This is a genomic window from Leptolyngbya sp. CCNP1308 (assembly GCF_034932455.1).
In the GTDB taxonomy this organism is placed as follows: Bacteria; Cyanobacteriota; Cyanobacteriia; order Phormidesmidales; family Phormidesmidaceae; genus Nodosilinea.
The window spans coordinates 23,873-47,260 of record NZ_JAYGIH010000110.1; the positions used below are offsets into that span (position 1 = coordinate 23,873).

The 23,388-nt window shown below is 51.6% G+C and carries 25 protein-coding genes; 1 reads left to right on the forward strand and 24 read right to left on the reverse strand.

All coding sequences use genetic code 11. The features are described from left to right. Positions 1 to 401 precede the first annotated feature (401 nt). Positions 402 to 1,289, reverse strand: a complete 888-nt coding sequence (locus tag VB780_RS28520) for a LysR family transcriptional regulator (RefSeq protein WP_323354580.1) — start codon at positions 1,287 to 1,289, stop codon at positions 402 to 404. An 87-nt stretch (positions 1,290 to 1,376) separates the two neighbouring features. On the opposite strand from VB780_RS28520, the gene VB780_RS28525 reads away from it, so the two are divergent. Then, positions 1,377 to 2,453, forward strand: coding sequence for an NAD(P)/FAD-dependent oxidoreductase (locus VB780_RS28525; RefSeq protein ID WP_323354581.1), 1,077 nt, complete (start codon positions 1,377 to 1,379; stop codon positions 2,451 to 2,453). An 88-nt stretch (positions 2,454 to 2,541) separates the two neighbouring features. Here the strand turns inward: VB780_RS28525 and blaOXA are convergent, their stop codons facing one another. The 23 genes from blaOXA to VB780_RS28640 all read right to left on the reverse strand — a co-directional run bounded on the left by blaOXA (position 2,542) and on the right by VB780_RS28640 (position 23,254). After that, the gene (blaOXA, locus tag VB780_RS28530) at positions 2,542 to 3,456 is read right to left on the reverse strand and encodes a class D beta-lactamase (protein WP_323354582.1); all 915 of its coding nucleotides are present in this window, start codon (positions 3,454 to 3,456) and stop codon (positions 2,542 to 2,544) included. Positions 3,457 to 3,537: 81 nt separating this feature from the next. Further along, positions 3,538 to 3,939 (reverse strand): RidA family protein, encoded by a 402-nt coding sequence (locus tag VB780_RS28535; RefSeq protein ID WP_323354583.1) that lies wholly within the window; start codon positions 3,937 to 3,939, stop codon positions 3,538 to 3,540. Positions 3,940 to 4,286: 347 nt separating this feature from the next. Continuing rightward, on the reverse strand, positions 4,287 to 4,490 hold the full coding sequence (locus tag VB780_RS28540; RefSeq protein ID WP_073608936.1) for a hypothetical protein: 204 nt from the start codon (positions 4,488 to 4,490) through the stop codon (positions 4,287 to 4,289). 422 nt (positions 4,491 to 4,912) lie between these two features. After that, positions 4,913 to 5,506, reverse strand: coding sequence for an ester cyclase (locus VB780_RS28545; protein WP_323354584.1), 594 nt, complete (start codon positions 5,504 to 5,506; stop codon positions 4,913 to 4,915). A gap of 291 nt (positions 5,507 to 5,797) precedes the next feature. Continuing rightward, a complete protein-coding gene (locus VB780_RS28550) occupies positions 5,798 to 6,694 on the reverse strand; it encodes an NmrA family NAD(P)-binding protein (RefSeq protein ID WP_323354585.1) in 897 nt (298 codons plus the stop codon). A 4-nt stretch (positions 6,695 to 6,698) separates the two neighbouring features. Further along, positions 6,699 to 7,157 (reverse strand): nuclear transport factor 2 family protein, encoded by a 459-nt coding sequence (locus VB780_RS28555; protein ID WP_323354586.1) that lies wholly within the window; start codon positions 7,155 to 7,157, stop codon positions 6,699 to 6,701. A gap of 19 nt (positions 7,158 to 7,176) precedes the next feature. Next, positions 7,177 to 7,332, reverse strand: a complete 156-nt coding sequence (locus VB780_RS28560) for a nuclear transport factor 2 family protein (protein WP_323354587.1) — start codon at positions 7,330 to 7,332, stop codon at positions 7,177 to 7,179. A 224-nt stretch (positions 7,333 to 7,556) separates the two neighbouring features. Then, positions 7,557 to 8,453 carry an alpha/beta hydrolase gene (locus VB780_RS28565; protein WP_323354588.1) on the reverse strand — a complete coding sequence of 299 codons (897 nt, stop codon included), beginning with the start codon at positions 8,451 to 8,453 and terminating at the stop codon, positions 7,557 to 7,559. Positions 8,454 to 8,581: 128 nt separating this feature from the next. Next, on the reverse strand, positions 8,582 to 9,418 hold the full coding sequence (locus VB780_RS28570) for an alpha/beta hydrolase (RefSeq protein WP_323354589.1): 837 nt from the start codon (positions 9,416 to 9,418) through the stop codon (positions 8,582 to 8,584). A gap of 116 nt (positions 9,419 to 9,534) precedes the next feature. Further along, on the reverse strand, positions 9,535 to 10,428 hold the full coding sequence (locus tag VB780_RS28575) for an AraC family transcriptional regulator (RefSeq protein ID WP_323354590.1): 894 nt from the start codon (positions 10,426 to 10,428) through the stop codon (positions 9,535 to 9,537). A 385-nt stretch (positions 10,429 to 10,813) separates the two neighbouring features. Further along, positions 10,814 to 11,413, reverse strand: coding sequence for a hypothetical protein (locus VB780_RS28580; RefSeq protein WP_323354591.1), 600 nt, complete (start codon positions 11,411 to 11,413; stop codon positions 10,814 to 10,816). A 69-nt stretch (positions 11,414 to 11,482) separates the two neighbouring features. Beyond that, positions 11,483 to 12,340, reverse strand: coding sequence for an SDR family oxidoreductase (locus VB780_RS28585; protein ID WP_323354592.1), 858 nt, complete (start codon positions 12,338 to 12,340; stop codon positions 11,483 to 11,485). Between the two features lie 135 nt (positions 12,341 to 12,475). Next, positions 12,476 to 12,823: a hypothetical protein gene (locus tag VB780_RS28590; RefSeq protein ID WP_323354593.1), complete on the reverse strand. Its 348-nt coding sequence runs from the start codon at positions 12,821 to 12,823 to the stop codon at positions 12,476 to 12,478. 378 nt (positions 12,824 to 13,201) lie between these two features. Then, positions 13,202 to 13,576 carry a hypothetical protein gene (locus VB780_RS28595; protein ID WP_323354594.1) on the reverse strand — a complete coding sequence of 125 codons (375 nt, stop codon included), beginning with the start codon at positions 13,574 to 13,576 and terminating at the stop codon, positions 13,202 to 13,204. A 20-nt stretch (positions 13,577 to 13,596) separates the two neighbouring features. Then, entirely contained in the window at positions 13,597 to 13,884 is a 288-nt protein-coding gene (locus VB780_RS28600) for a hypothetical protein (RefSeq protein ID WP_323354595.1), read from the reverse strand. Between the two features lie 72 nt (positions 13,885 to 13,956). Then, a complete protein-coding gene (locus tag VB780_RS28605) occupies positions 13,957 to 14,628 on the reverse strand; it encodes a stage II sporulation protein M (RefSeq protein WP_323354596.1) in 672 nt (223 codons plus the stop codon). Between the two features lie 261 nt (positions 14,629 to 14,889). After that, positions 14,890 to 16,632 (reverse strand): CocE/NonD family hydrolase, encoded by a 1,743-nt coding sequence (locus VB780_RS28610; protein ID WP_323354597.1) that lies wholly within the window; start codon positions 16,630 to 16,632, stop codon positions 14,890 to 14,892. Positions 16,633 to 16,813: 181 nt separating this feature from the next. Then, positions 16,814 to 17,554, reverse strand: coding sequence for a CPBP family intramembrane glutamic endopeptidase (locus tag VB780_RS28615; RefSeq protein ID WP_323354598.1), 741 nt, complete (start codon positions 17,552 to 17,554; stop codon positions 16,814 to 16,816). A 55-nt stretch (positions 17,555 to 17,609) separates the two neighbouring features. Continuing rightward, entirely contained in the window at positions 17,610 to 19,124 is a 1,515-nt protein-coding gene (locus VB780_RS28620; protein ID WP_323354599.1) for an alpha/beta hydrolase, read from the reverse strand. Between the two features lie 183 nt (positions 19,125 to 19,307). Further along, positions 19,308 to 20,306 (reverse strand): CPBP family intramembrane glutamic endopeptidase, encoded by a 999-nt coding sequence (locus tag VB780_RS28625; RefSeq protein ID WP_323354600.1) that lies wholly within the window; start codon positions 20,304 to 20,306, stop codon positions 19,308 to 19,310. Between the two features lie 305 nt (positions 20,307 to 20,611). Next, positions 20,612 to 21,499 (reverse strand): AraC family transcriptional regulator, encoded by an 888-nt coding sequence (locus VB780_RS28630; protein ID WP_323354601.1) that lies wholly within the window; start codon positions 21,497 to 21,499, stop codon positions 20,612 to 20,614. Positions 21,500 to 21,576: 77 nt separating this feature from the next. Beyond that, positions 21,577 to 22,482: a CPBP family intramembrane glutamic endopeptidase gene (locus tag VB780_RS28635; RefSeq protein ID WP_323354602.1), complete on the reverse strand. Its 906-nt coding sequence runs from the start codon at positions 22,480 to 22,482 to the stop codon at positions 21,577 to 21,579. A gap of 334 nt (positions 22,483 to 22,816) precedes the next feature. Further along, on the reverse strand, positions 22,817 to 23,254 hold the full coding sequence (locus VB780_RS28640) for an RDD family protein (protein ID WP_323354603.1): 438 nt from the start codon (positions 23,252 to 23,254) through the stop codon (positions 22,817 to 22,819). Between the last annotated feature and the right edge of the window lie 134 nt (positions 23,255 to 23,388).

Genomic DNA, 23,388 nt, shown 5'->3' on the forward strand with positions numbered 1-23,388 from the left:
TTGGGTCTCTTTCGCCCGATTGACCGGGGGTTGACGATGAAAGGATTGATATAGCAGGCGGCGGTGTACAACCTGCTTAAACTGGGAACCCCGAGACAACATGCCTTCTCGACTGGCTTAAGTCGGAAGGGCTACTGGCGGTTGTCGCGGACGTTAGCGACGCAGACGGGGATGACCAATGATTGGTTAGCACAGCAGGGATTGCTCTCGATTCATGACCTTTGGATGAAAGCCCAGGGCTACGATGAGAAGCCTGCCAATTCGTCAGCAGTTAGGTTGAGAACCGCCCATTGCGGAGCCGCATGATGGGTGGTGTGGGAGGGGGAATTCGTGAGGATTCTCCCTATCCCGATTATGCTGCTGAGCTAACGGTGCATCAGTAGCAACATTACTAATCTCCATCAAACACCTGGAATTTGACTCACTAATGATTTTGTAGCAGAGGAAGGATCTTCTTGTCGCCAAGCGATCGCAAGCTCCAAGGTAGGTGCAATGCCACTAATTGCGAGATGCTTTAGACCATTTGGTTCAAGGCATTCCATACCTGAAGCAATAAAGTGAACGCCTTGCCCTGCCATCAGCAGAGCCATACAGCTTTGATCGTCAGCCTTCTGCAAAATTCGCGGTGAAAATCCTGCCACTGTGCAGCATCGCAAAATATCATCATACATCGCTGGATTTTCAGCACGTGAATGCATGATAAGAACATCACTGGCAAAATCTGTCAGCTTCGCTCCTGAGTGATTAGCCATTGGATGACTGTTAGGAACTGCTAACTTCATTGGTTCTCGATACACAGGCTTGACAGTCAGCAGATTTGAGTAGATAGGCATGTGGATAAAACCGATATCGATCTCTGCACTGCACAACTCGCTCAATTGCATATCAGTCGTGCGTTCACGCAAATCTAACTCAAGTTCTGGAAAGTCTTTGCGGCATTGGTCAAGGAACTGCGGCAGCACTGTGTAAAGAGCTAAAGGCACATAACCTACTCTCAAACGGTTTGAGGCTTCTGATGTTGCATGACGAATTCGTCTTGCTGTTTCATCTGCACAGAGTATTAATCCTCTCGCTTCCCTCAAAAGACTCTGACCTGCCTCAGTCAACTCTACCCTGCGAGTCGTGCGCTCAAACAAGGTAATGCCTAGTTCTCGTTCTAATCGCCCAATTAATCGTGTTAAGGGCGGCTGTGACATATGTAACTTCTCTGCTGCCCGTCGGAAGTTCAACTCTTCAGCCAGCACGATAAAACAGCGGAGGTCTTTTATGTCCATCGTATTGATACTCATGAGGTATCAATATTTTAGCCAAACGAGAATCAATATTTTCACCAAACTAGGTTAGCTTTAGATCGTAGTTTCTTATCAATCATAGTCATGAGTTGGGCACTGGCTCGTCGTACCTTTTTGATGCTGTCAGGTGCCGCTTCAACAATCATGATCACTTCCCAGAAAGGACTTGAACTTATCATGAATAACGACTTACAAGCTGATAGCTCATCTATTGAGCCAAGCGTTCAGAAAAGTGAACAAAGACAGTTTGATGTAATTGTGATTGGAGGTAACTTTGCTGGGCTATCCGCAGCACTCCAGATTGCTCGTACCCGTCGTCAAGTATTAGTAATTGACGCGGGTAAGCCTAGAAATCGCTTTGCTGAAGCGTCCCACGGTTTTCTAGGACATGATGGGCGATCGCCTGCACAAATTGCACAAATTGGCCGCGAGCAATTGCTCAAGTATCCGACTGCCCATTTTGTTGAAGGTAAAGCAATCCGCGCAGAACGTCATCAAACAGGTTTCTTCTCTGTGGAGCTAGAGTCAGGTACAACCTATCAAAGCAAGCGGATTGTCTTAGCAATGGGAGTTATCGATCATTTGCCAGAAATCCCAGGATTAGCTGAGCGATGGGGAAGAACAGTGAATTCGTGTCCGTACTGTCATGGTTACGAACTTGCTGGTGGAACCTGGGGTGTGCTTTGTACAGGAGAGGCTTCACTGCATCAGGTCAAGCTAATGCTGGATTGGAGTGATAACGTTGTTCTCTTCGCAAATGGTTCTGATCAACTCAGTGATGACGTTCGGGCTGACCTGACTTCAAATGGTGGAATCACTGTAGAAGACACGCCGATTGAATCTTTAGTTGGTGAGGGAGAAAGTCTCAGTGGTATTAAACTCAAAGACCAGCGCACCATACTTATTAAAGTTTTATTTGTCATTACCCGATCTTCCATTGCTAGCCCATTGGTTTCACAACTTGGCTGTGAGCTAGAGGACGGGGCATTTGGCCCGATGATAAAGACCAGTGATTTGAAGGAAACAACTACACCAGGTGTCTTTGCGGCTGGTGATATTGCTCGTCCCTTTGCAAACGCGACCTTATCTGCTGCTGATGGAGTATTAGCAGGTATATCTGCTAATCAATCTTTAGTCGTGAGCGGCACCCCCCATCATTGATAAAAAACTCCTTGTGTATAGTTCATCAGCTATGCCAGCAGAAAGTGACTTAGATCACATTGGGTAAAGATGTACTGATAAGCTAACGCTATTTAGGATTTTCTTCCGCAGGCAATGCATCAATGGATTGCAAGATAGCGCGTGTAATTTCCTCTCTTTTATAGAGGTCGTCCAATCGGTTTGGCGTATCGATATTGAGAGCGAAGAACACAGGGCCTGTTGGCCACTCGACCCACCCTACCCACCAGCCCCAGCGCCCTTCCCAGCCAGTTTTAGCCCGTAGAATCCAGTCCTGCTCTGCTTCAACGATCATAATATCCTTGACTAATCGTTGGTGCTCAACCCTAAAAGGTAGTTCGTTCTGGTACAGCTTTTGCAGAAAATAAACTTGCTCTTGTGCCGAGATTGCTAGCGCTCCATTAATCCAATAAGCACCTTCGCTAGTGCTTGGGTCTGCGTTTCCGTAATCAATTTGCGTCAGATACTCTCTTGCTTTCGCTTCTCCGATTTCGTCAGCAAAAATTTCGTAAACCCAAACGGCTGAGTTTCGCATAGCTGAGCGCAACGTTTGATCCTGATTGTGTGGAGCGAAGTCCCTCTCCACTCCATCCCACTCGAAAACTTGAAATTCATCCCGAATAACGCCTGCATCGAGCGCAAAGAGAGAGTGCGGAATCTTAAATGTTGATGCTGGGGAATAAGCTCTGTCAGCACGTTCCTGGTCGTAGACCCACAACTGATGAGCATCTCCGCGCTGATCTAATACCACGATAGTTCCTTGAGCCTCAGCGCTGTTGAAGAAACTGGCCCAATCCGGTCGCTCTTGCCTGTCTACACTGCCCAAAGACCTATCATCTACGGTGGTCGAACTACTTATCTTCGGTCGCTGCGCAATCTGCGGAGTATGTAGTCTATTACTTAGCGCTGCTGAGATCGGTGAAGTAAGCAGTATCCCTGCACTACCTATGACCAAAGAAACAAGGAAAAGGAAACGATGATTCATAATGCCGTCTTGCTGCGATAAAAGTTTTTGTTCTACGCATGGGCGGCAGCGCTAACGACACTGCTGCCGCCTATGCAAAACTCACGGAACAATTGCAGTCACGCGGATTTCAATCCGCATCGTTGGCAATCCAAGAGCCGCAACTCCTACCTGTGTCCAAATTGGGGCATGGTTGGGCATGTAATGGCGATATAGCCTGACCATCACCTCGTTCACCTCTGGGGGCAACCCGCCAGCATGGTAAGAATTGACATGGACAACATGCTCCCAACCCGCCCCGGCAACCGCCAGGGTTCGCTCTACGTTCCGAAACGCCTGGGCAATCTCATCCGCCAGTGGTTCGGGAATTTGCAGATTGTCATCCCAGCCGCCTTGTCCTGATGTCTCCACGCGATCGCCAATTTTTAGCGCTTGCGAGTAATGCAAGTTATTCAGCATGTATTCCCCATAGCCGGGGGTGACAAAAAACTCGGGCTTATTCATGGTGTTTCTCCGTTCAGTACAATTGTCGATAGGGATTTCTAAATCCTTAGGTTTGACGCTGGGGCGTCTCGGAATGAAGACGCGACGAGGGTCTTGTCCGACTGCTGCGGAAAGTTAGAAGGCACTTCAGACATGGTGACTAACTTCTAGATTTTCCTTGTCTTAGCTAACTTGAGTGTAGTAGGTTTTAACACTCAGCTTCTTTCAGATTTTTACAGTGATTTATCAGATTTTTATGGGGCTAACGAACCTATTTCGGTGGTATTCGCTTAAAACCCTTACTCTTTCATCAACCCCTAAAAAATTACCTCTCCTTAGACAGCCTTTTCCACCTCAGCCGCTGATCATCATTCAGCAAAATTGCTCCCGACTATTAACTCTATGCTGTCGATTTCATCAGTTTGTGCTAGATAGGATTTTTTCAGTAACTCAGCGACTTCTTGCGCGATCGCAATCAAGGCATCATTAACTTTAGAGTCACTGAGAGAATCAGTCCGAGATGCAATTTCATGCTCAGAATCATTCTTGCGCTGTGATATTGAATGCGTCATATTTTGTACCCGCCGCCCCGAACGAGATCGTAAACCTGTTTCAATGTCATTCCAGTCAATCGCTGAGAAACATTTAGACCTAATCGCAACCTCAGTTCGGGTTAAGCTCAGTGGCCCTATCCCCTTAAGCCCTCACCCCCAACCCCTCTCCCAGCAGGAGAGGGGAGCTAGAGGGGTTCAAAGTCCCTCTCCCACGGGGAGGGATTTAGGCGTTGCTGAATAGCGGTATGATTCTGCAAAAAATTGGACGAGGTTCCAATACCTACAGAGATCGGTTCATACCTGGAATCAGCAACGCCGGGATTTAGGGTGAGGGCTCCAGAGCAAGCCAGGAGACGGTTTCTAACGATTGCAGTCCTGGGTTTATCCCGAACTCAGGTTAATCGCAGGTCTAAGCATTGATGAAAAGCTTGTTCTAACCTTTAGTTGCGATCGCTGGCACGATCGATCAGTGCGTTTGAGGGCAAGCTCGGATCCAGTACCTTGCGCGCACTGTCAGCCCCTACAACGGGCAGTGTAGCCGGATCAAGCATGCCAAGTTGAACCAATACACTCGCCTGATCCCAATAGAGGTGTTCATGGGCTAGTTTGCCATCACGGAACTGAACAATCACGACTAGTGCTACTTCAACCCGTTTCCCTGTCGGAGCAATGCCAGGTAGTATCCAGTCCATCTGGATAGAATGAGTGAACTTAATTAGCATTTCATCGACGAGCTGATTGGTCCCGATTGTGCGCGAGACCGGAACCAACTCTATGTCCGGCGGTATCTGTGGAATGAAGTACTTGGAATAAAACTCACGCAGTGCCGATTTCCCTACTCCCCCAGTCATGACCGGAATGCCATTCACATAAGCATCCTCAACCATTGTGGCGAGAGTGTCTTCGGTGTTGTGAGTGTCAAACTCAAGCCGCAGATGCTCATCCCAGAGTGCTTGAAAGGCTTCCTGAGCAGGTGTCAGATTGGGGGTTGCCTGTACATTTGCTTGTTTGTCTGCGATTTGCTCTTTGACCATGTTAGATTCTCCTAATTCGTTCTATCCCAACTGTATTGATGCCAATGCTTAAATTCTTTCAGATTCTTATAATTTTCTTGGTTCCTACTCTTCTGAAGCCTTCATAATGAGTTTGCCCTGATTCATACTCGGAAGTTTCGCCGAAGGAACACCGTTCAGTCCAAAGAATATGGAAAGTAGAATTCGGGAGCCGCGAAAGGACTTCAAACGGCGCGGTAAAGTCCGTCTGATCGAGACCTGGGAAAATAATCGCACCAATATTGAGATGTTCTCCCTCTGAGATGTAACTCCTCACTGTCTTGAAGATTGTAGAATGTGCGAGAGTAGCTTATGTGTTGCAAACTGCTCGAATGTGGTTGATGTAGCAGCTTCAGGTGTTCGGACTGTCGCATAGATGCCGTCAGGATTGCCAAGAGCATTGAACAAATTTCCTAGCTCTCGTTGTACATCAGGAGCTGCCCCAGTTAATGCAAGTTGCTGCTGAATTGATTCAATGGTTACTTGAACATACTTGATTGGACGATCAAGTACCCGTGAGAGAACCGCAATGATTTCAGACAGCGTTAAATTTTCTGGTCCCATCAAATTGTGTGTCCATTGTCCTGCCCAGTGCGTGTCAAGCAAATATTTTGCAGCTTCATCCCCGATGTCGTCTGTACTAATCCAAGGAATATCATGGTCACTGGCATAGGGAAAGTAAACAGTGTGGTCTCGCTGAATAAACTGGACTTGCTCTAGAAAATTCTCCATGAAATAGCCAGGACGTAGGTGCAGCACATTTGAGCAAGCTTGGTTGAAGATCGATTCAACGCTTCCAATGAATGTAACTGTTCCTAAATCTGGTCCTGCACCTGCACCTAGGCTAGAAATGTTGACCACTCGTTCAATGCGGTTTTCGCGCACGGCTTTAGCCCCGCTCATTGCCGTCTGAATGTACCAGTCGCCTAAGCTAATTGCGTCCATTTTGGGTGGAGTCAGCCAAAACAAAGCATCTGCATTCTGCGTCGCCTCGATCAATCCTTGGGTATCATCGCTGCTGATAGGCTTAGCGATCGCACCTTGAACGATCAAATCGGCTAACTTCTCTGGCTGTCGTGTGAGCAGAATGGTTTCAGCTCCAGCCTGGATGACTTTCTCTGCGGTGCGTCGTCCAATGTTGCCGGAAGCGGCAGCAATCACAATCTTCATATCTTTACTCCGTACGATCGACATTAAAAGATTGGCTCAAATTTTCTGTGCTACCCCATGCCTCAAGCGCGGGCATTGGATTCCAATATTCGCGATAGTGAATGATCCTGCCTTCCCTAATTTCCAGTCGCATCACGTAATCTTGTTGATAGTGACGACCCGTGGAAACAATGTCGGCTTCTCCATGAACCTCAGCCAATACAACATTCGGGTTTGATGTTGGGTAAACCTGAATGTTGCTAAACACCAAGTTTTGCATTTGTGCTGGTACGTCTTTCATGTAGTTGTAGAGGGCTTCTTTGCCTTCTAGTCGTCCTGGTGTCGTGGAAGCATACGGGAATTCAATCACTGCATTTTCGACAAACAGGTCTAGCCAAGCTTGAACATCCTTGCCCACAACCGATAAAAGAGCGGTCAATACTTGAGTAGCCGTCTGTTGCTCTTGATCCGGTGTTGACTGCATTGGGTTCTCCTTAGTCTCATCATTGAGGTGCATTTTCTCTTGCTGCTTTCCCTTTGAACGGCTCGGCGACGAGCAGAGTCTTAAGGATCACATCGTCAGCCATGTGAGTGAGCATGGCATCCAGGTCTTTGCGCTGCATTGCATCTGTAAAAGCATGAAGATGACTCAAATTCATGTGTTTGCTCCGATTCAACGAAATTTCAACTCATCAATTTGAAGTGTATTGATGATGTGTTTTTGTCTGTTGCATCACACTTGTTATGCAGCGATCGAGCACCGTCTTAACAATGCTGCGTGAAGCAGACTTCAAGATGGGGCAAGCATCCACCCTGCTATTTTCATGATTTGGGTGTAATGACTCCTAATGCTCGGCTTCTTTCAGATTCTTAGGGTGAATTGTCAGATTCTTGTGCAATCACCTTCAAGACGCAGCGTGGAACCGATCGCGTTGTCGAGGAACGTGCGGATCAACGCTGCCACCTCTTCCGCATGGGTCTCCAGCGCGAAATGTCCGGCATCGAGCAGATGAATCTCTGAATCCGGGAGATCGCGTTGATAAGCAGCAGCACCAGCGGGCAGAAATGCCGGATCATGACGACCCCAGACGGCGAGAAACGGCGGACGGTGCTCACGAAAATAGGACTGGAAGGCTGGATAGAGCGTGACGTTGCTGCGGTAATCGAGGATCAGATCGAGCTGGATCTCCTCCGCGCCTTCTCGCCCCATGTATGCGATGTCGAGTTCGTAGCCGTCGGGTGACAACAGGGTTGGATCGGCTCCGGTCCCATACTGCCAATTCCGGATTGTGTCCGGCGCGAGCGAGGGTCGGCAGGCTTCCCGGTTTGCTGCGCTCGGTTCGCGCCAATAGGTCTCCCACGAACCCCATTCATCACTAAAACCTTCAAGATAGGCATTGCCGTTCTGCGAGACGATTGCGGATATCCTTTCAGGATGGCGTATTGCCAGACGCAGACCCACTGGCGCACCGTAGTCGAAAATGTAGAGCACGTATCGATCGAGCGACAAAGCATTGACGAAGCCCTCAATCACGTCGGCAAGGCGGTCAAAGCTGTAGTCGAAGGCCCCACGTGGCGGTACCTTGGTCTGTCCGAAACCAGGCAGATCTGGCGCAACGAGCCGAAAGCGATCGGCAAGGAGAGGGATCAGGTTGCGGAACATGTGGCTAGCGGTTGGAAAGCCGTGCAACAGCAGTATCACGGGCGCGTCGCTTGCCCCCGCCTCGCGGTAAAACACTTCGACATCACCGACCTGTCGAAACCCATAGCGTATTTTCATCGTACAATTCTCTTTTTTGATTTTCTTCCAACTGAACTTCGACGTTCAAAATTGGCGATCACAGGCCACCCTTCGCATACCTTGTGATCGCCAATTTATAGCGATTCAGAAATGCGGCAGACCACTGACTATTTCTGCTGAAGAAAGTTCAGCAATATGGGATTGACCTGATCAGCGTGAGTCCAGTTGATGGCGTGCGGCCCGCCAGGGATAATTTCAAGCTGACTATTTTTAATCAGTTTTGGGAGTCTGGCGGCGGTAGATTCAAGCGGCAAAATGCGATCGGCATCGCCATGAATGATTAGAGTAGGTATATCAATCCGGGGCAGATCATCGCGGAAATCGGTGAGCCAGGACGGGACACAATCCAACGTTCCTTTAGCAGAAGCCCCAGCTGCTACATTCCAGCAGGCTTGAATGGCATAGTTGCTGATGCGTTCGCCCAGCAGCACATCCACATTAAAAAATTCTCTGAAAAAATCAGAAAAGTAAGCGGGACGGTCTTTAACGATCGCTTTCATAATGCCATCAAAAACGCTCTGGTCAACGCCTTCGGGATTATCAGCGGTCTTCAGCAGGAAGGGCGGCACTGGAGCCATCAGCACGGCTTTTTGCACCCGCTTTGAGCCATAGTTGCTAAGATAGCGCGTGACTTCGCCGGTTCCCATAGAGAAGCCGACCAGCACAGCATCATGCAAGTCAAGTTTGGTCATCAGCGTGTTCAAATCGGCTGAAAAGGTATCGTAGTCATAGCCCAACGAGGGTTGGCTAGACGCACCAAATCCTCGGCGATCGTAGGTAATCACTCGATACCCCGCATTTAGCAGCACCAAGACCTGCTTTTCCCAGGAATGGCCGTTGAGGGGAAATCCATGAATGAGAACAATGGGCTGACCAGCCCCAAGATCTTCGTAATAGATATCAATGGTTGCAGAGTTTTCTTGACCAACAGTCACATAAGGCATATTGACCTCCTAATGAACATCGCAAAATGTTCTTATCTGATTTAACCGAAGTATAGTGAGTTCTAATGCTCGGTTTCTTTCAGATTCTTAGGGTGAATTGTCAGATTCTTAAGGTGTTAGCGAACCTGTTTCGGTGTTACTCCGGTGAGTCGCTTAAACTGTTGTGTCAGATGGCTTTGACTGGAGAAGCCGACTTGTAGAGCGATGTCGGCGATCGCCAAATCTGTTCCCTTCAACATTACTTCTGCCCGTTCCACTCGCTGTTTAATCACATACTGATGCGGCGAGATCCCTATTACTTTCTTAAACAAGCTGGCAAAGTAAGTCGGGCTGACATTAACGACGCTTGCCAGTTCAGTTAAGGATAAATCTCGATTTAAATGAGCGTGGATGTAATCGATTGCCTGCTGTAACTGGGTATGAGTTAAGCGGTTATTCGGTGATGCAATCGGTTTCGCTAGGGTCGAATAGCGTCGTAGTAAATGAATCACTAAAGCCTGAGTGAGTGATTCGATATATAACTGCCCCATCATCCCGCCCGATTTCAACTCAGCGAACATTAGCATGCCAATCTGATGAAGTTGCAAATCTTGCTGACCAAAACAGGGCACGAGTTCAAACCGTTTTGAATCAACTTGAGAGACTTCAGCAACTTGTTGAATCAATTCCGGTTTTAAGCAAATGTGCAGCGGCGCACAAATGACATCACTCATATCTGGTGCTTGACACCAATAGCTCGGTTGTCCAGCTGGAACCAAAAGGCTGTCCCCCTGGTGGAGGGTTGATTCATGCAGGCGATCGTCGCGTTTTTGAACTAAAGGGGCAGGATCTCCCGTGTGAAAGTAGAGCCAGTGATCGGATAAAGCAGGGAGTTCCATTTCAAACGCTGAAGCAGGGCTTTGACACTGCTCTACCAAAATGCCATTCCAGTCCATTTGACGACTGGAGAACATCAGCGTTTTGTTCCACTGGTGGCTGAGTTCGAGCGAGTTGAGCTGGTTGCTGGCCATAGAGCTTGCTCTCACCGATTTCTTGCAGTTACAAAAGTTAAAGTTTTTCCGAGTCAACCATGATACGGAAAAGCGCTTGTCAGTCAGGAAGCCAAGATAACAACAAAAGTGTTAGATCATAAGCCAGCGATCAATACTTCTCTCCTTAGACAGACTGTTTCAACTCAGTCAGGAGCCGATAATTCAGCAAAATTATTCCCGTCTATATACCTCTACCTATCAATTTTATCAGCTTGTACTTGTAAATGAGGCTTCTAGCCACGTCCGCATCGCCTGAAAGCTAATGCACACCTTAGGTACAATTTTCTTGCGCTTATCCGGGGATAGCTTTATTGTTCTCTGACATCTGAATCTCTCCTGTGCATACCCGATGAAATACTTGGCCCTACCGGGGTTGATGGCGCAGCAGCCATTGCAGGCAAATTCCGGTAACGATGCTGTAGCTTAGCCAACCTGCCCCATAGTAAAATGCTGTCGGGAGCGGTGCTGGTAGTAGCCCCGGCTGCAAAATGTAGGCGACAGTTGAGCCGATTGCTCCATCTAATGCACCTCCTAAAGCGCTGACCAAAATCCACCAATGCGCTTTACGGACAAATCGTCTCAAAATCGGAAATTGAGCCGCACCAAAAATAGCCAGTACAATCGACTGCTTGACCAAATTCATCCAAAAAACATACCATAGGCCAAGCGTACTTAGGAATTGAATAAGCGGATCAAAGGTTTCGTTAAGAGTCACCAGCACTAGCCCAAAAGTCCATCCCAGTGTGCTAACCACTATCCACCAAAAGGCTTTAGGAATGTACTGGCGCAAAACGAGCCATTGGGCTATGCCAATAAACAGACCTGTAAAAAATATGGTTGCTATAAACTGAAATCCTGATGCTTCTAGTGCTCCAACGATCGCCCCCGCAATTGTAGTAGCCAATGCCCACCAGAGCCACAGACGAGGTGCGATCGCCAACTGTTGTGTTTCATTCTGCATCATAATGCTCACTCTAGAGTTGCACTTCAACTCTATATCTGTACTATTTGGCCTAGGCTGATTGGGCTGCGTCTAGCCAAACATTGCTGCGTAGTCACAGGCGAATGTCTTAAAACTGCGCGGCTCTTTACCAATTGCGTCCTGTATATCAGACGAAACCGCTGCTGCCTCATTGCGTCGGTAGTGCGCGTAATCCTCAATCAGCCCGTCTGCTTGCCAAGCTGGCATGTTGAGTAGTTGATCGCGCATTGCTTCAGATGGAATATCGACGAATGCAATCTGACGATTGAGTGCAGCCGAGAGTTGTTCTGCCATCTCAGCATGAGTCAATGCCTGTGGTCCGGTGAGGTTATAAATCTTTCCCTCATGCCCTGTTTCTGTTAGAGCAACTACTGCAACGTCTGCAATATCACGCACGTCTACCACGCTGACCTTTGCATCGCCGATCGCTGCATAAAAGGCGTTTTGGCTCGTGATTGTCGATTTAAAGCTTAATAAGCCCTGCATAAAGAGGTTGGGACGCAGAAACGTGTACGTCATTCCTGAGGCTTGAATTGCCGCTTCGACTACGGCGTGGTAGCGCAAAAAGCGCACGGGTGAATGGGCATCGGCTGCAAATTGCGATAGTTTGACGATATGCTTGACACCACTCTGACGAGCCGCTTCAACAAACGCGAGTTGCTGGGCTTCTGCGCGTTCTGTAGAGTTTGTTAAGAGAAAGGCGCGGTCCACTTCAGTCAGCGCTTCCAACAGTGTCTCAGGGTGATCAAAGTTCCCCTCCACCACTTCAACATTCGGGAGTGCAATCTTCTTTGCTTGATCATAGTTACGAACCATGGCGCGGACTGGCACGTTCTGTGCTGCGAGTCGCTTGACAATCTCTGTACCGTTACTGCCAGTTGCGCCAGTGATTAAAATCTTCCGGTTCATTGGAAACTTCCTGATGAGTGTGTTGTAGTTAAGCTTTAAAGTTTTGTGGGCAGTGCTCACCATATTGGCTGCGATCTTAAGCAGCTTCTGTCCATGTGCCTGTAGCGATACCAGAGCAAATTTGCCGCATCAGTTCTAAGCAGAAGGGCGGCACGTCATAACACCTTCTTTTTGAGTGTTGGCATTGGGATTACTTCCCATCGCTCGAACGGTGATCGTAGGTTCATAACCGGGATAACAACGGATGAGAACCGTATCTTCAGCTCTGGTCACATACAGTACATAAACGGGTCTACCGCCTAAAACAGCCGGGACAAGATTAGGGGGAAGAGCGGCTGTTGCAACCAGCGTTGACTGAATTGAGGAGCCTAAATTTGGTATCTCAGATAGGGCAGGCTTTGCCCCAAAAGATTGTAAACAAACCATCACCAATGCTGTAACTGTGACTAACAGGATAGAAACTTTAGAGAATCGCTCGAACATGGTTGATTTCACTCTTTGTACTGTTGGATTTAAATATGGATGCAGTTCCCCTCGGAGCAAAAATTAACGAACAGGAGCCAAGTTTGCTGATTGGATGTGCTATGTTCGCTCCTTTGAAGTTGAGTCGAGAATATTGTTGGCTCGTCGCAGCAAATAGCTCCCCTGAAATAATGTCCTGAGGTTCAGGTAGAACCATAAAGATGGATGGTGGAGCAGACATGGACTTGGCTAGAAAATGCACGAATATTGAATCGAGACTATGAGCGATTGCCAGAGAATCATGAAGGCATGATTTATGTGATTGATGCTACGAAGAATCGCCAAAAACAAGCGAAGGTGGAAGGTAGAAACCACTTAACAAGCGTTTGCAAACAGTTTCTAATTTTCAGAATTCACTTGCCTTATAATAACAATGTTTTCAGCAAATCCTAAAACAATGATTAGCTGCGAAAACGCTCCTAAAAAAGCTTCCATTGCCCAGTTCTGACTCAGAACCTCCCAAATTATCCCAATAATAGTGAGTCCAATCACTAACGAGGATAGGATGACCGATGAATTGCGGCGGCGGCGATAGAAGCGGATTGTCCTCTCCCGCCAAAATGGATTGAAAATACAAGCGATGTAGGACACTCCTGCACTGATCAACAAGCTGGTTTGAAGACCTGAAGGCAGGTTTGGGTATCCAAACGCGATCGCCGTTAGGCAAACTCCCAGCGCAAGATACAGGAAAGTGAACAAGGTAGATCGTTGCATTATTTCTTCTCCGGTGAAGCTTATTCTCGGTACCAAACACGCACACATTGAAAGTAATTGATTGCAAGACCCTGACTGATCATCACTGGGTAGAAAGCATTACTGGTCTTCACGCCGTGTTCACCATCGCCTGTGCCTTCAATCCGATCGGGTAAAACAACAGTTTCAACATTGATCACCTGTATTGTTGTATTTTCAATCCACTGATTTGCAGTACTAACAACCTCTGAGAAAGATTCATACTCGGAAGGTCCGCCGAAGGGTCCCCGTTCAGTAATTCGAGGCGCAAAATCTTTGTACTTAATCATTTGATTCACCATTCTAAAATTACAGAGCTGCCAATCGATTTAAGAAACCATCATGATTTGGTTTGTTTAGCGCTACAACAACCATTGGGTTAGCAGAGGAACCAGGTAGCGGAGCGAGAACGCCTCCCAGATCGCGCCGATGATAAACAGTGGGAGCGTGGCCAGGCTCAGCCAACCGAGCTGTTGTAGCCCACGGACGTAACCCTGACGATGGCTCCGAGCACCGATGGTGGCGGGGCGAACCCAAGACCGACCCAGGATGTATGCGCCAAACATCAAGAGGGCGTAAGCTTGGAGTTCGATGAGTACCGTCAGCGAGTGCGGGATCAGTGCCACCGCCATAATCTCGGTAGACGGGGCCATGGCTAGACCTAACGTGAATGCTTTATACGCAAATAGGGCGATGCCAGTGAAGGGAACGATCAGTGAAGGGATCACGATCCACAGCGCGCCGGTCATGATGTTGACTCCCAGGATAGTCAGTGAGAACAGCCAAGGGTTATTGAATAGGGATCGGACAAGATCTGCCGTTCCGTTGTCTTCCAGGGTGGCCACCTGAGCTGCACCTAGGTCGGGGAAGACCATCGCCGCTACCATCCCAGTGATGACTAAGCCATACACTATGGCGTTGATGATGAGGTAGGCGCGAACATTGGCGCGAATGATCTGGAGGGGTTTGCGAAGCAAGCGGATGTGTCTTGCTTCATGAATAGGGTGCTTTGTGGCGATCGCTTTGCGTGACATGTTTTTAGCTCCTATGTTTGGTGATGGATGTAGTGATGTTTAAGAGTGAGAACCGCCGCGTAGAGCAGCGTTGTTGTTGATGCAAAACTCATGGGACAATGGCAGTCACGCAGATTTCAATCTGCATCGTTGGCAGTCCAAGCGCCGCGACTCCATCTGTGTCCAAATTGGGGCGTGGTTGGGCATGTAGTGGAGACATAGCCTGACCACTGCATCGTTATCCTCCGCGTGCATACAGCAAGCCCCAACAGAGGATGTGGGTCAGCGGTCTTCCGTTGGCAGCGTGAAGCTCGGGGTACTGGGAGACAACTGCTCCGCATACGCCTGCCGGTAGATGTCCAGCCACGGCGCGCGATCGCCAGGGATGACAGTGTCGTTGGCTGGGTCGTCCAGGGCAAGCTCGAGCCGGGCGTCGCTGACGGTGATTGTTTCAAGCGACGGTGTATCAATCCAGTCATTGTCGGGGGCCAGAGAGGGCTGAATGGTGCCAATCTCGACGGCCAACGCGTGACCAGCCTGCAGCGTCCAATCGGTTGATCTGAGGTCGAAGCTGATCGTGCCGGGTTTCACCACCGCTACCTGCCGGTTGAACATGACGGCGCTGCCGTCTGGGGCGACGTCGTACAGCTCAACCATGATGTTGCCGTAGCCCTCGACACTCAGGGATACTTGCGGCGTGCCAGTGATCCGAACCGGCTGCCCAAGGGGCTCAGACCAGACGAAGAAGCGGTTGGGAGCCTCGGTTGCAGGGTCGGCGAGGAGGCCGTCGTCCAGGTACGATCCGCCGCCGAGCGCGATGGTGGCGGCGTACTCCACGATGGGCCAGGTATCCTGGGCGCGCCAGGCACCGGTACTGTCCTGCACGACGTAGGCTGGGTAGGACACGGTCGGTTCGATGCCCTTGAGGTGCTGGTCATAGAAGGACATCACCTCGTCGAACCAGCCCTCGCGGCCCATTTCCAGTTTCCCATCGGCAGTGCGATCGTTGCCCCGGTAATGCTCCCAAGGACCGAGCCAGCCGCGCTGCGGCCCCTGGTGATTGGCGAGAAACTCCTCCACCGCCTCGGCTTCGGCCTTCCACTCAAGGAAACCCTGCGTGAACAATAGCGGAGTGTCGGTGCCCTTGGCGCGCTCGGCTAGGTTACGGAACTGCCAGAACTCCGAGTTTGGGTCAGCGTCCTGGTAGCCGAGCGAGTTCAACGGCAAGCACAGCGGGTTCATCTGCTCGTAGGCGGCATTGGTCCGGTAGCGCTCGTCATCGTCGGGCAGCTGCGGCAAGATAGCAATCTCGTTATAGGTGCGCGACACATCCACGATGGTCGAGCGGGGGACGCCATTCGACCAGGCGCTGCGGTGCAGATCCCAGATCGGCTCCTGGGCGACGACGGCTTTGAGCGCGTCCTGGTCGAGGTTGTTGCCAACTAAACCGGTGATGGCATCATAGGACTTGCCATACATGCCAACGGCACCAGTAGACCAGGGCTGGCTCGCGGCCCAGTCGATCGCGGCCTTCACGTCGGCCTGCTCACCGGGACCCATGAAGTCTAGACATCCGGTGGAGCCGCCGAAGCCGCGCAGGTCGACCATCACCAGGGCATAGCCGCGGTTGAATAGATCGGTGCCTTCGATCAGGTCGTTGAAGCGGTTCGAGGGGCCGGTGTGCGCGTGGTTTTCCAGTGCCTGTTGGCCGGAGTGCCCGAAGTACGCTCCGACCGACAGGATCACCGGCACCTGCTCGCCTGCGGCCAGCCCTTCGGGCAACAGAACGTCGGCGTGCAGTTCAACGTCGGAGCCGTCCGAGGACGGAAAGTAGTGCTGTGTCCAGGCCGCGCCTTGGGGAACGCGGTTGTTCTCGGCGTGCGTGACCGCTTTGTCGGCGGTGGCAACCGCAGCAGTCGCGGTCGCCTCTGACTGTGTCAATGCGGCAGGTGCCCCAGCGAGGACAAGCAACATCACCGCTGTGCCTGTTAATAAGCGCCTGACGTAGGTCTTGGGAACGCGCATAATTCTCCTCCTAATGGAAGCTGTTGGTCTTGAGTCGTGCGTGAGTCGGTCACGATTTCGTGGATTGTTAGAAGAAAGTTGAGACATGATGGTGAACTCCTTGCCGTCCAGCCCATGCGGCAGCATGCCTGTGGCGACTACCCAGCGCCCACTGGCTGTTGTGGTACACACAACCAATGCCTCAGCCGACGAGGGCCAGCACGGCATGAACTGTCAGGTGGGCGATCATGGCAGTCTCTAGCCCGTAGCGCCAGAATAAATACCCCGCAACTACTGCAAACAAAGAATTTTGGATCAGCAAGAACCCCACTAGGGCTGGGGTTAACGGCAGTCCTAGGGCGATCGCAGCGGGCAAGTGGGCCATAGCAAACCCTAGGGAGGAGACGGCAATGGCGACTACCACCCATTGGGTCTGGGGTTTACCCTGGCGCTGCTGCCCAAAGCGCCAACCCAGCCAGAGCAGCAGCGTCATCAGTCCCCAGCGGATCAAAATTTCTTCGGTGATACCGCCGTAGAGAAATCGCGCTAGCAGCGGGGTGGGCTCAGCCGCTCCATAGGCTGGGGGCAGCAGCGGGCGAGACAGCAGGGCGATCGCGCTCAGTAGTGCGCCGCTAATCAACCCACCCACCACACCGGGCAGCAGTTGAGGAATCATAGCCTGCCGCCACGATCGCCCCATAGCCAGCGCCTCTGCCCCCGGTGCCATTAGCCCTAGCCGGTGGGCCAAGAGCACGCCTATCAGCACCGCCACCGACAGCAAAATCGTGGGCTGCACCAGCACCAGTAGTCTGACCACGGCGGCAGGTGGGGCACCCTCTGGGAGCAAGGGCAACGGCAGCAACGCCAGGGACATTACCCCAGCCATACCTGCCAACCACAGCAGCCCAAACAGTCGCAGCCTAGCGTTTCTATGTTTAACCATGACTTTACCCTCAACGTCATTCCAGAATTGTTTTCAAGCCTTCGAGATCGTGTGGTTATAGGGTGCAGGTCGCCCCTTCCTCGGGCAGTTCGAGGTCGATGAGGTAGTCGGCAACGATGTCGTCGATGCAGGCGTTCCCGGCGGCGAAGACCACGCCATGCTGCTTGCCCTCAACCGTGAGCAGGCTGGCACCGAGCGTCTCGGCAAGGCTGATGCCGCCTGAGTACGGGGTGGCCGAATCACGGGTGGCCGCAACGATCAGGGTCTGCGGGAGTCCGTCGATTTTCTGGGCGTAGGGGTAGCCGAGGGTGGGCTGCACCGGCCAGTGCTCGCACAAGTTGCGGGCCGTGACGGGCCTGCCCGTGTCCATAAACGGTGCCGCATCGTAGATGCTGCGCATCATCGCGGTCTGCTGCTCGGGCGTGTAGCGTTCCTCATCGAGGCAGTCAATGGCGGTCAGGGCAGCACCAAAGTTGCTGTAGCTGCCATCGGGGTTACGACCGGAAGAAACGTCGCGCAAAGCCATCAGGGTGTCACCCTTGCCAGCTTCCAACTCGGCGATGGCCTGGATGAGCGTCGGCCAGATTTCCTCGATGTTAAGCGCGAACATCACACCGGTCACGGCTTCGAGGTCGCTCAGCTTGCGTCCGTCGGCGGTGATGATCGGTTTGTCAAACAGGGGTTGCACGAGTTGCTGGAAGACTAGGGTGGCCTGGGCGGGGTCGGTTCCTAGCGGACAGTCCGGGCTCTGTGCACAGAAAGCCGCGAAATTCTCGAAGGACTCCTGGAAGCTTTCGAACTGGACGAGGCGACGCTCTGCGGTGCCGGTGGTGGGGTCTACTGGTCCGTCGAGCACCAAGGCCCGCACGTTTTGCGGGAAGGTCTCGGCGTAGATGGCCCCGAGCCGGGTACCGTAGCTGTGACCGACGAAGGTCAGTTTCTCGTCGCCGAGCACCGCACGGAGCACGTCCACATCGCGCACAACGTCACGAGTACCCACATGCGCCAGCACGTCCGCCCCGCCGGACCGCTCGGCACACTGCTCGTATAACTGGCGGGTCTGTTCCTTGGTGTAGTTTTGGCCCCAGAGCCCGGTATTCGTTACGCCAGGCTCGAGTTCGGCATCAGTGAAGCAGTCTAACGTTGGGGTCGAGGCCCCAACCCCACGTGGGTCAAAGCCGATCAGGTCAAACCGCTCGGTGACTGGGCTGTCGGCTGCGGCATCGGCCACTGTGATCGCGTGAGCCATCCCAGGCAAGCCGGGGCCGCCGGGGTTGGTCAGAATCGAGCCGATGCGGCTGCCCGGCTCACCCCGCGCCGGGACGCGTAGCAGGGCGATCTGCGCGGTTCGTCCATAGGGGTTCTCGTAGTCGAGCGGAACCTCCAAGCGGGCGCATTCGTAGGTGTCGTTGGCGAAGGTTTTAGCGTCGGCATCCGTGGTGGCGTAGTCCGCGCAGGGGCCGAACGTTAGCTCTTGGTTGTAAAAGCGTTCCAGCCCTGCGGGAATCTCCCCCGGCTGTGGCGGCTGCCCAGATATCGGTTGGCCGCAGGCACTGAGGGCCAGCCCCATTGCCCCAGTCATTAGCAAGCTGCAGACGTAGGTTTTGCGAGTGAGCAGAGTTTTCCTCGCGGCAGCCGTTGGCTCTGAGTCATGTGGGGGTAGGGTGCGATCGCGTGAGCTGTTAGAAGAGAATTGAGACATGGTAATGAAGTCTTTTGGCACATTTGCTGATGGTTTTAAGGCCTGACGAGATCATCGACGACCCTTTCGATCGCTCTGGAAAACGGGTTCGGATGCCTCGTCGCGTTTGAACACCTTGTAGGCGATCGCCAGAAACACGGGTACGACAACCAGCATTGATAGAGCCGTGTAGGTCGCGTGGAACTCGCTGACTGTGAATAGAGTCGGCGCGGTCACGGCGCTTCCGGTCACGGCGCTTCCGGCTACGCCCATCAAGAGATTGCCGCCGATGTTGTTCGCGAAGTGTACGCCGATGGCGAGTTCAGTGGTTCCGTCAATCAACGAAACCACAGTCCACACTAGACCCGGAACGAGGAAGTAGTTGAAGAAGACCGTGAGCCAGCCGCCAGCGCTCGCCTCCGGGTTGAGCAGGTGCGCCAGGGCGAAGATCACGGCTGGCACCAGCGCCAGAAAGACGCGGTTAGACCAAACAATACTCGCGCCCTGCACAACGTATCCGCGAAAGAAAAGCTCTTCTGTGGTGGTCTGGATCGCAACGACAATCAGTGCGATCGGCACGAAGAGCGCGAACGTTGTGAGGTCAAAGGTAAAAGAGAAGGTGTCGGGATAGAAGAAGTACTGTCCCAGCCCAGCGATCAGCCAGACTGGCACGAACCACGCCACAAACCCATGACCGATACGCCGCCAGCTAATCTTTTCCCGCGCTGTGATCAGCGTCCGGGGATGACGCTGGTGAATGAGGGTGACGGCGATCAGGATTCCCGCGAGGAAGAACGCAAAAACTGCCCTGAACGCAACGAAACCCCCCACGAGGCCGAGCGCAGCGTAATCCAGCCGATTGACCGCCACAAGCGCCTCCTGACCACCGAGCAAGAACGCGATGCGGGGGGTGGCGATGCCGCCGACCACCAGCCCTACAAAAAAGATGACGACTAATCCCAGAACATACCGCCACCACCGATACTTACCCCACCCGGCAGCCTCCACGTAGGTAACTTTTTTCGCTTCTGCCGTGATTCCCTTTTTTCTTTCGGTATTTTGCATCTTCATCTCCGTTCCCTTTATGGGTAAATTCTGTAGTGCTTGGATCGGGTTGCTAATCACAGTTGTCGATAGTTTCAGGATTTAACGATGACTTCGATAGATCTGGTGTCACCAAATCCGGCATCGTTGGACATGCGTTGCCCCTAGTCGAACCACAATCCGAGTGTCGACGACCCCTATCAACGGAATTTCTGGGCTGTATTTATATACTTGATGTACAGATTGTCTTTGTCTTACCTAACTTGAGTATGTGAGTTTTAAGACTCAAGTTCTTTCAGATTCTTACGGTGATTTATTAGATTCCTATGGAGCTAGCGAATCTGTTTCGGTGTCATGCCAGTGAGACGCTTAAACTGTTGCGTTAAATGGCTTTGGCTAGAGAAACCGACTTGTAGAGCAATGTCTGCAATCGCTAAATCCGTTTTCATTAACATCATTTTCGCTCGTTCTACCCGCTGTTGAATCACGTATTGATGGGGCGAAATTCCCATGGTTTGTTTAAACAAACTGGCAAAGTATGTCGGGCTAATGTTCACTACACTTGCCAGTTCTGCCAATGATAAATCTCGATTCAGGTGGGCGTGGATGTAATCGATCGCCTGCTGTAACTGGGTACGAGTAAAGCTGCTGTTGGGTGATGCGATCGATTGCGTTAGGGTCGAATAGTGTCGGAGTAGATGAATCACTAGGGCTTGAGTGAGTGATTCGACATAGAGTTGCCCCATCATCCCGCCCGATTGCAACTCAGCGAGCATCAGCATACCAATCTGATGCAGTTGCACATCCTGCTGACCGAAACCATGCACAAGCTCGAACCGTGTGGCATCAATGTCAGACGCTTCAGCAACGTGTTGAACCAATTCTGGCTTGAGGCAAATGTGCAGCGGAGTACAGATAACACCACTCTCATCTCGACACCAATAGCTCGGTTGTCCAGCCGGGACAAAAAGATTGTCCCCTTCATGAAGGATTGATTCATGCAGGCGATCGTCCCGTTTCTGAATTAAAGGGGCAGGATTTCCGATGTGTAAGTTCAGCCAATGGTCTGAGAGGGCTGAGAGTTCCACCTCAAATGCTGAAACAGGGCTTTGGCACTGCTCAACGAAAACGCCATTCCAGTTCATTTGCTGACTGGAGAACATCAGCGTTTTATTAAACTGTTGGCTGAGTTCGAGCGAGTTAAGCCGATTGCTAGTCATGAAGTTTGCTCTCACCGATTGCTCTTATGTAAGACTCCAGGGATTGTAAGTGCCGATAGACTACGGGATCGATCGAGTCAGAGCCGCACGTCAGGGCGGAACGGGGTGCGCGCGGGGGTCAGAGCGGGGCCGGTTCGTCGCGTGCGCCACCACACCACTGCGGTGATCACGACAACCGTAAGCGTGGGCACGAGCTGGTAGGGCGAACCCACACCTGCCGATCGGTCCTGGATCACGGTGCCAAGGTCGACACGCAAGAGGGTGGCCCCGATGAGACTGACCGTGTTGAGCACGGCGTGGAGCACGACCGCGATCTCGATGCCACCACTGCGCCATGTGATCAGCGCCAACCCGGCTGCTAAAACGAAGTACCACACGTTGATGTACGGGTCGGTTGAAGCATGGATGGCCGTGAACACCACGCTCGAGACCAGAACACCGATAACCAGCCCCGCCTGCGACCCACGGGCCCAGCTCCCGGCGACCCGGAAGACCAGTCCGCGCAAGCCATACTCCTCGCCCGCCGCCTGCAGCGGCGTCAGCAGGAGCGTTCCGATGAAGACACCGATCAGATCGGTATGCGACCAGGAACCCTGCGCATCGGGTGTGAGTAACGCGCCGAGCATGTTGACGACGATCCAGACGGGGCTGAAGAGCAGGAGCGCCCAGCCAAAAACGTCGAACCGAAACCGCGACACTACCGAGTGCAGCGAGGGACCGGGCACACCATAGAGCCATCGCTGGATGACCATGCTCCACGGAATGAGCAGGGCGAGCGAGAACATGGTGCTGGCGTGGTAGAGCGGCGTGTAGTCGCTGCCACCGAGGATCGGAGTGGTGTTGCCCATTTGCAGGTCGATGACCGCAGCGCCCCTGGCGATGACGTTGATGAAGACGACGGCCCCAGCCAGCAGGAGCACGATAGCGAAGATGCCGCGCCCGATGCGGTGTTTCTCGCCAGCGAGTACGCGATGGTATTCCACACCGGTCGGGACTGGTGCCGGTCTCGCGGGCCGCCCCGAGGGCGTAGTGGGGATCTTTCCTGACTCCCGCGAATAGTTAGAAGAAAATTTAGACATGAGGATCACTCCTTCGGTACGTTTGCTTTTGGTTTTACAAACTGAGAAGATTACTGATGATTTTTCGGTGGCTCTGGTAACCGGGTTGAGTCCTCACGCTTGAACGTTCGGCAAGTGATCAGACGTTAATCTGTCGAGAAATTAAGGGTTTAAACATTTGCTCAGAAAACTATTTAGACCATTGCCTCAATGGAGCGCTAGTCTTCTTGTCGATTCTCGCCCTTAAAATTTTTTTGATCTATTGTTTCAGCACTGCAGTATTAAAAATTTTGTCGTGCCATGTCTCCTGTTCTTTATCCACAAAAAACCAGAGATAGCCTAACCCAAAGATTAGCCCACTTAGGAAATACCCCAACGAGCCGCGTAGACCAGCCATCACAAAAGACAATGAATGTCCATCGGATTTAACTACCCTGATGTTCATCATTCCCATGCCAATTGATCGCTCTCGCTGACTCCAAAGGTAACCAAAGTACAAAAAATGCCCAACTGTAGGAGCAAGGGAAAATACAATCACACTCGGAGCCACAATTAAATTTGGTACAGGTATTCCGCTATCAGCGTAAGCTCTGATGATCACTCCAATGGCAACCGCTGCTAGTGAATAGATGATTGAGAGAATGGCTTGATCAATCAACCATGCAGCAGCCCGCTGTAAGAAGGTCGCCTTATTCATCTTTATGTCCTCAAATGTTTTCCACAATTCTCTAAGCAAAATACTTTGAACAGCCTTTGCGGATGGCTGGAAGGAACTTGAGACATGAGGATCAACTCCTTTACTCTTGTTGCTGATTTCAGTTGTTATTTGAT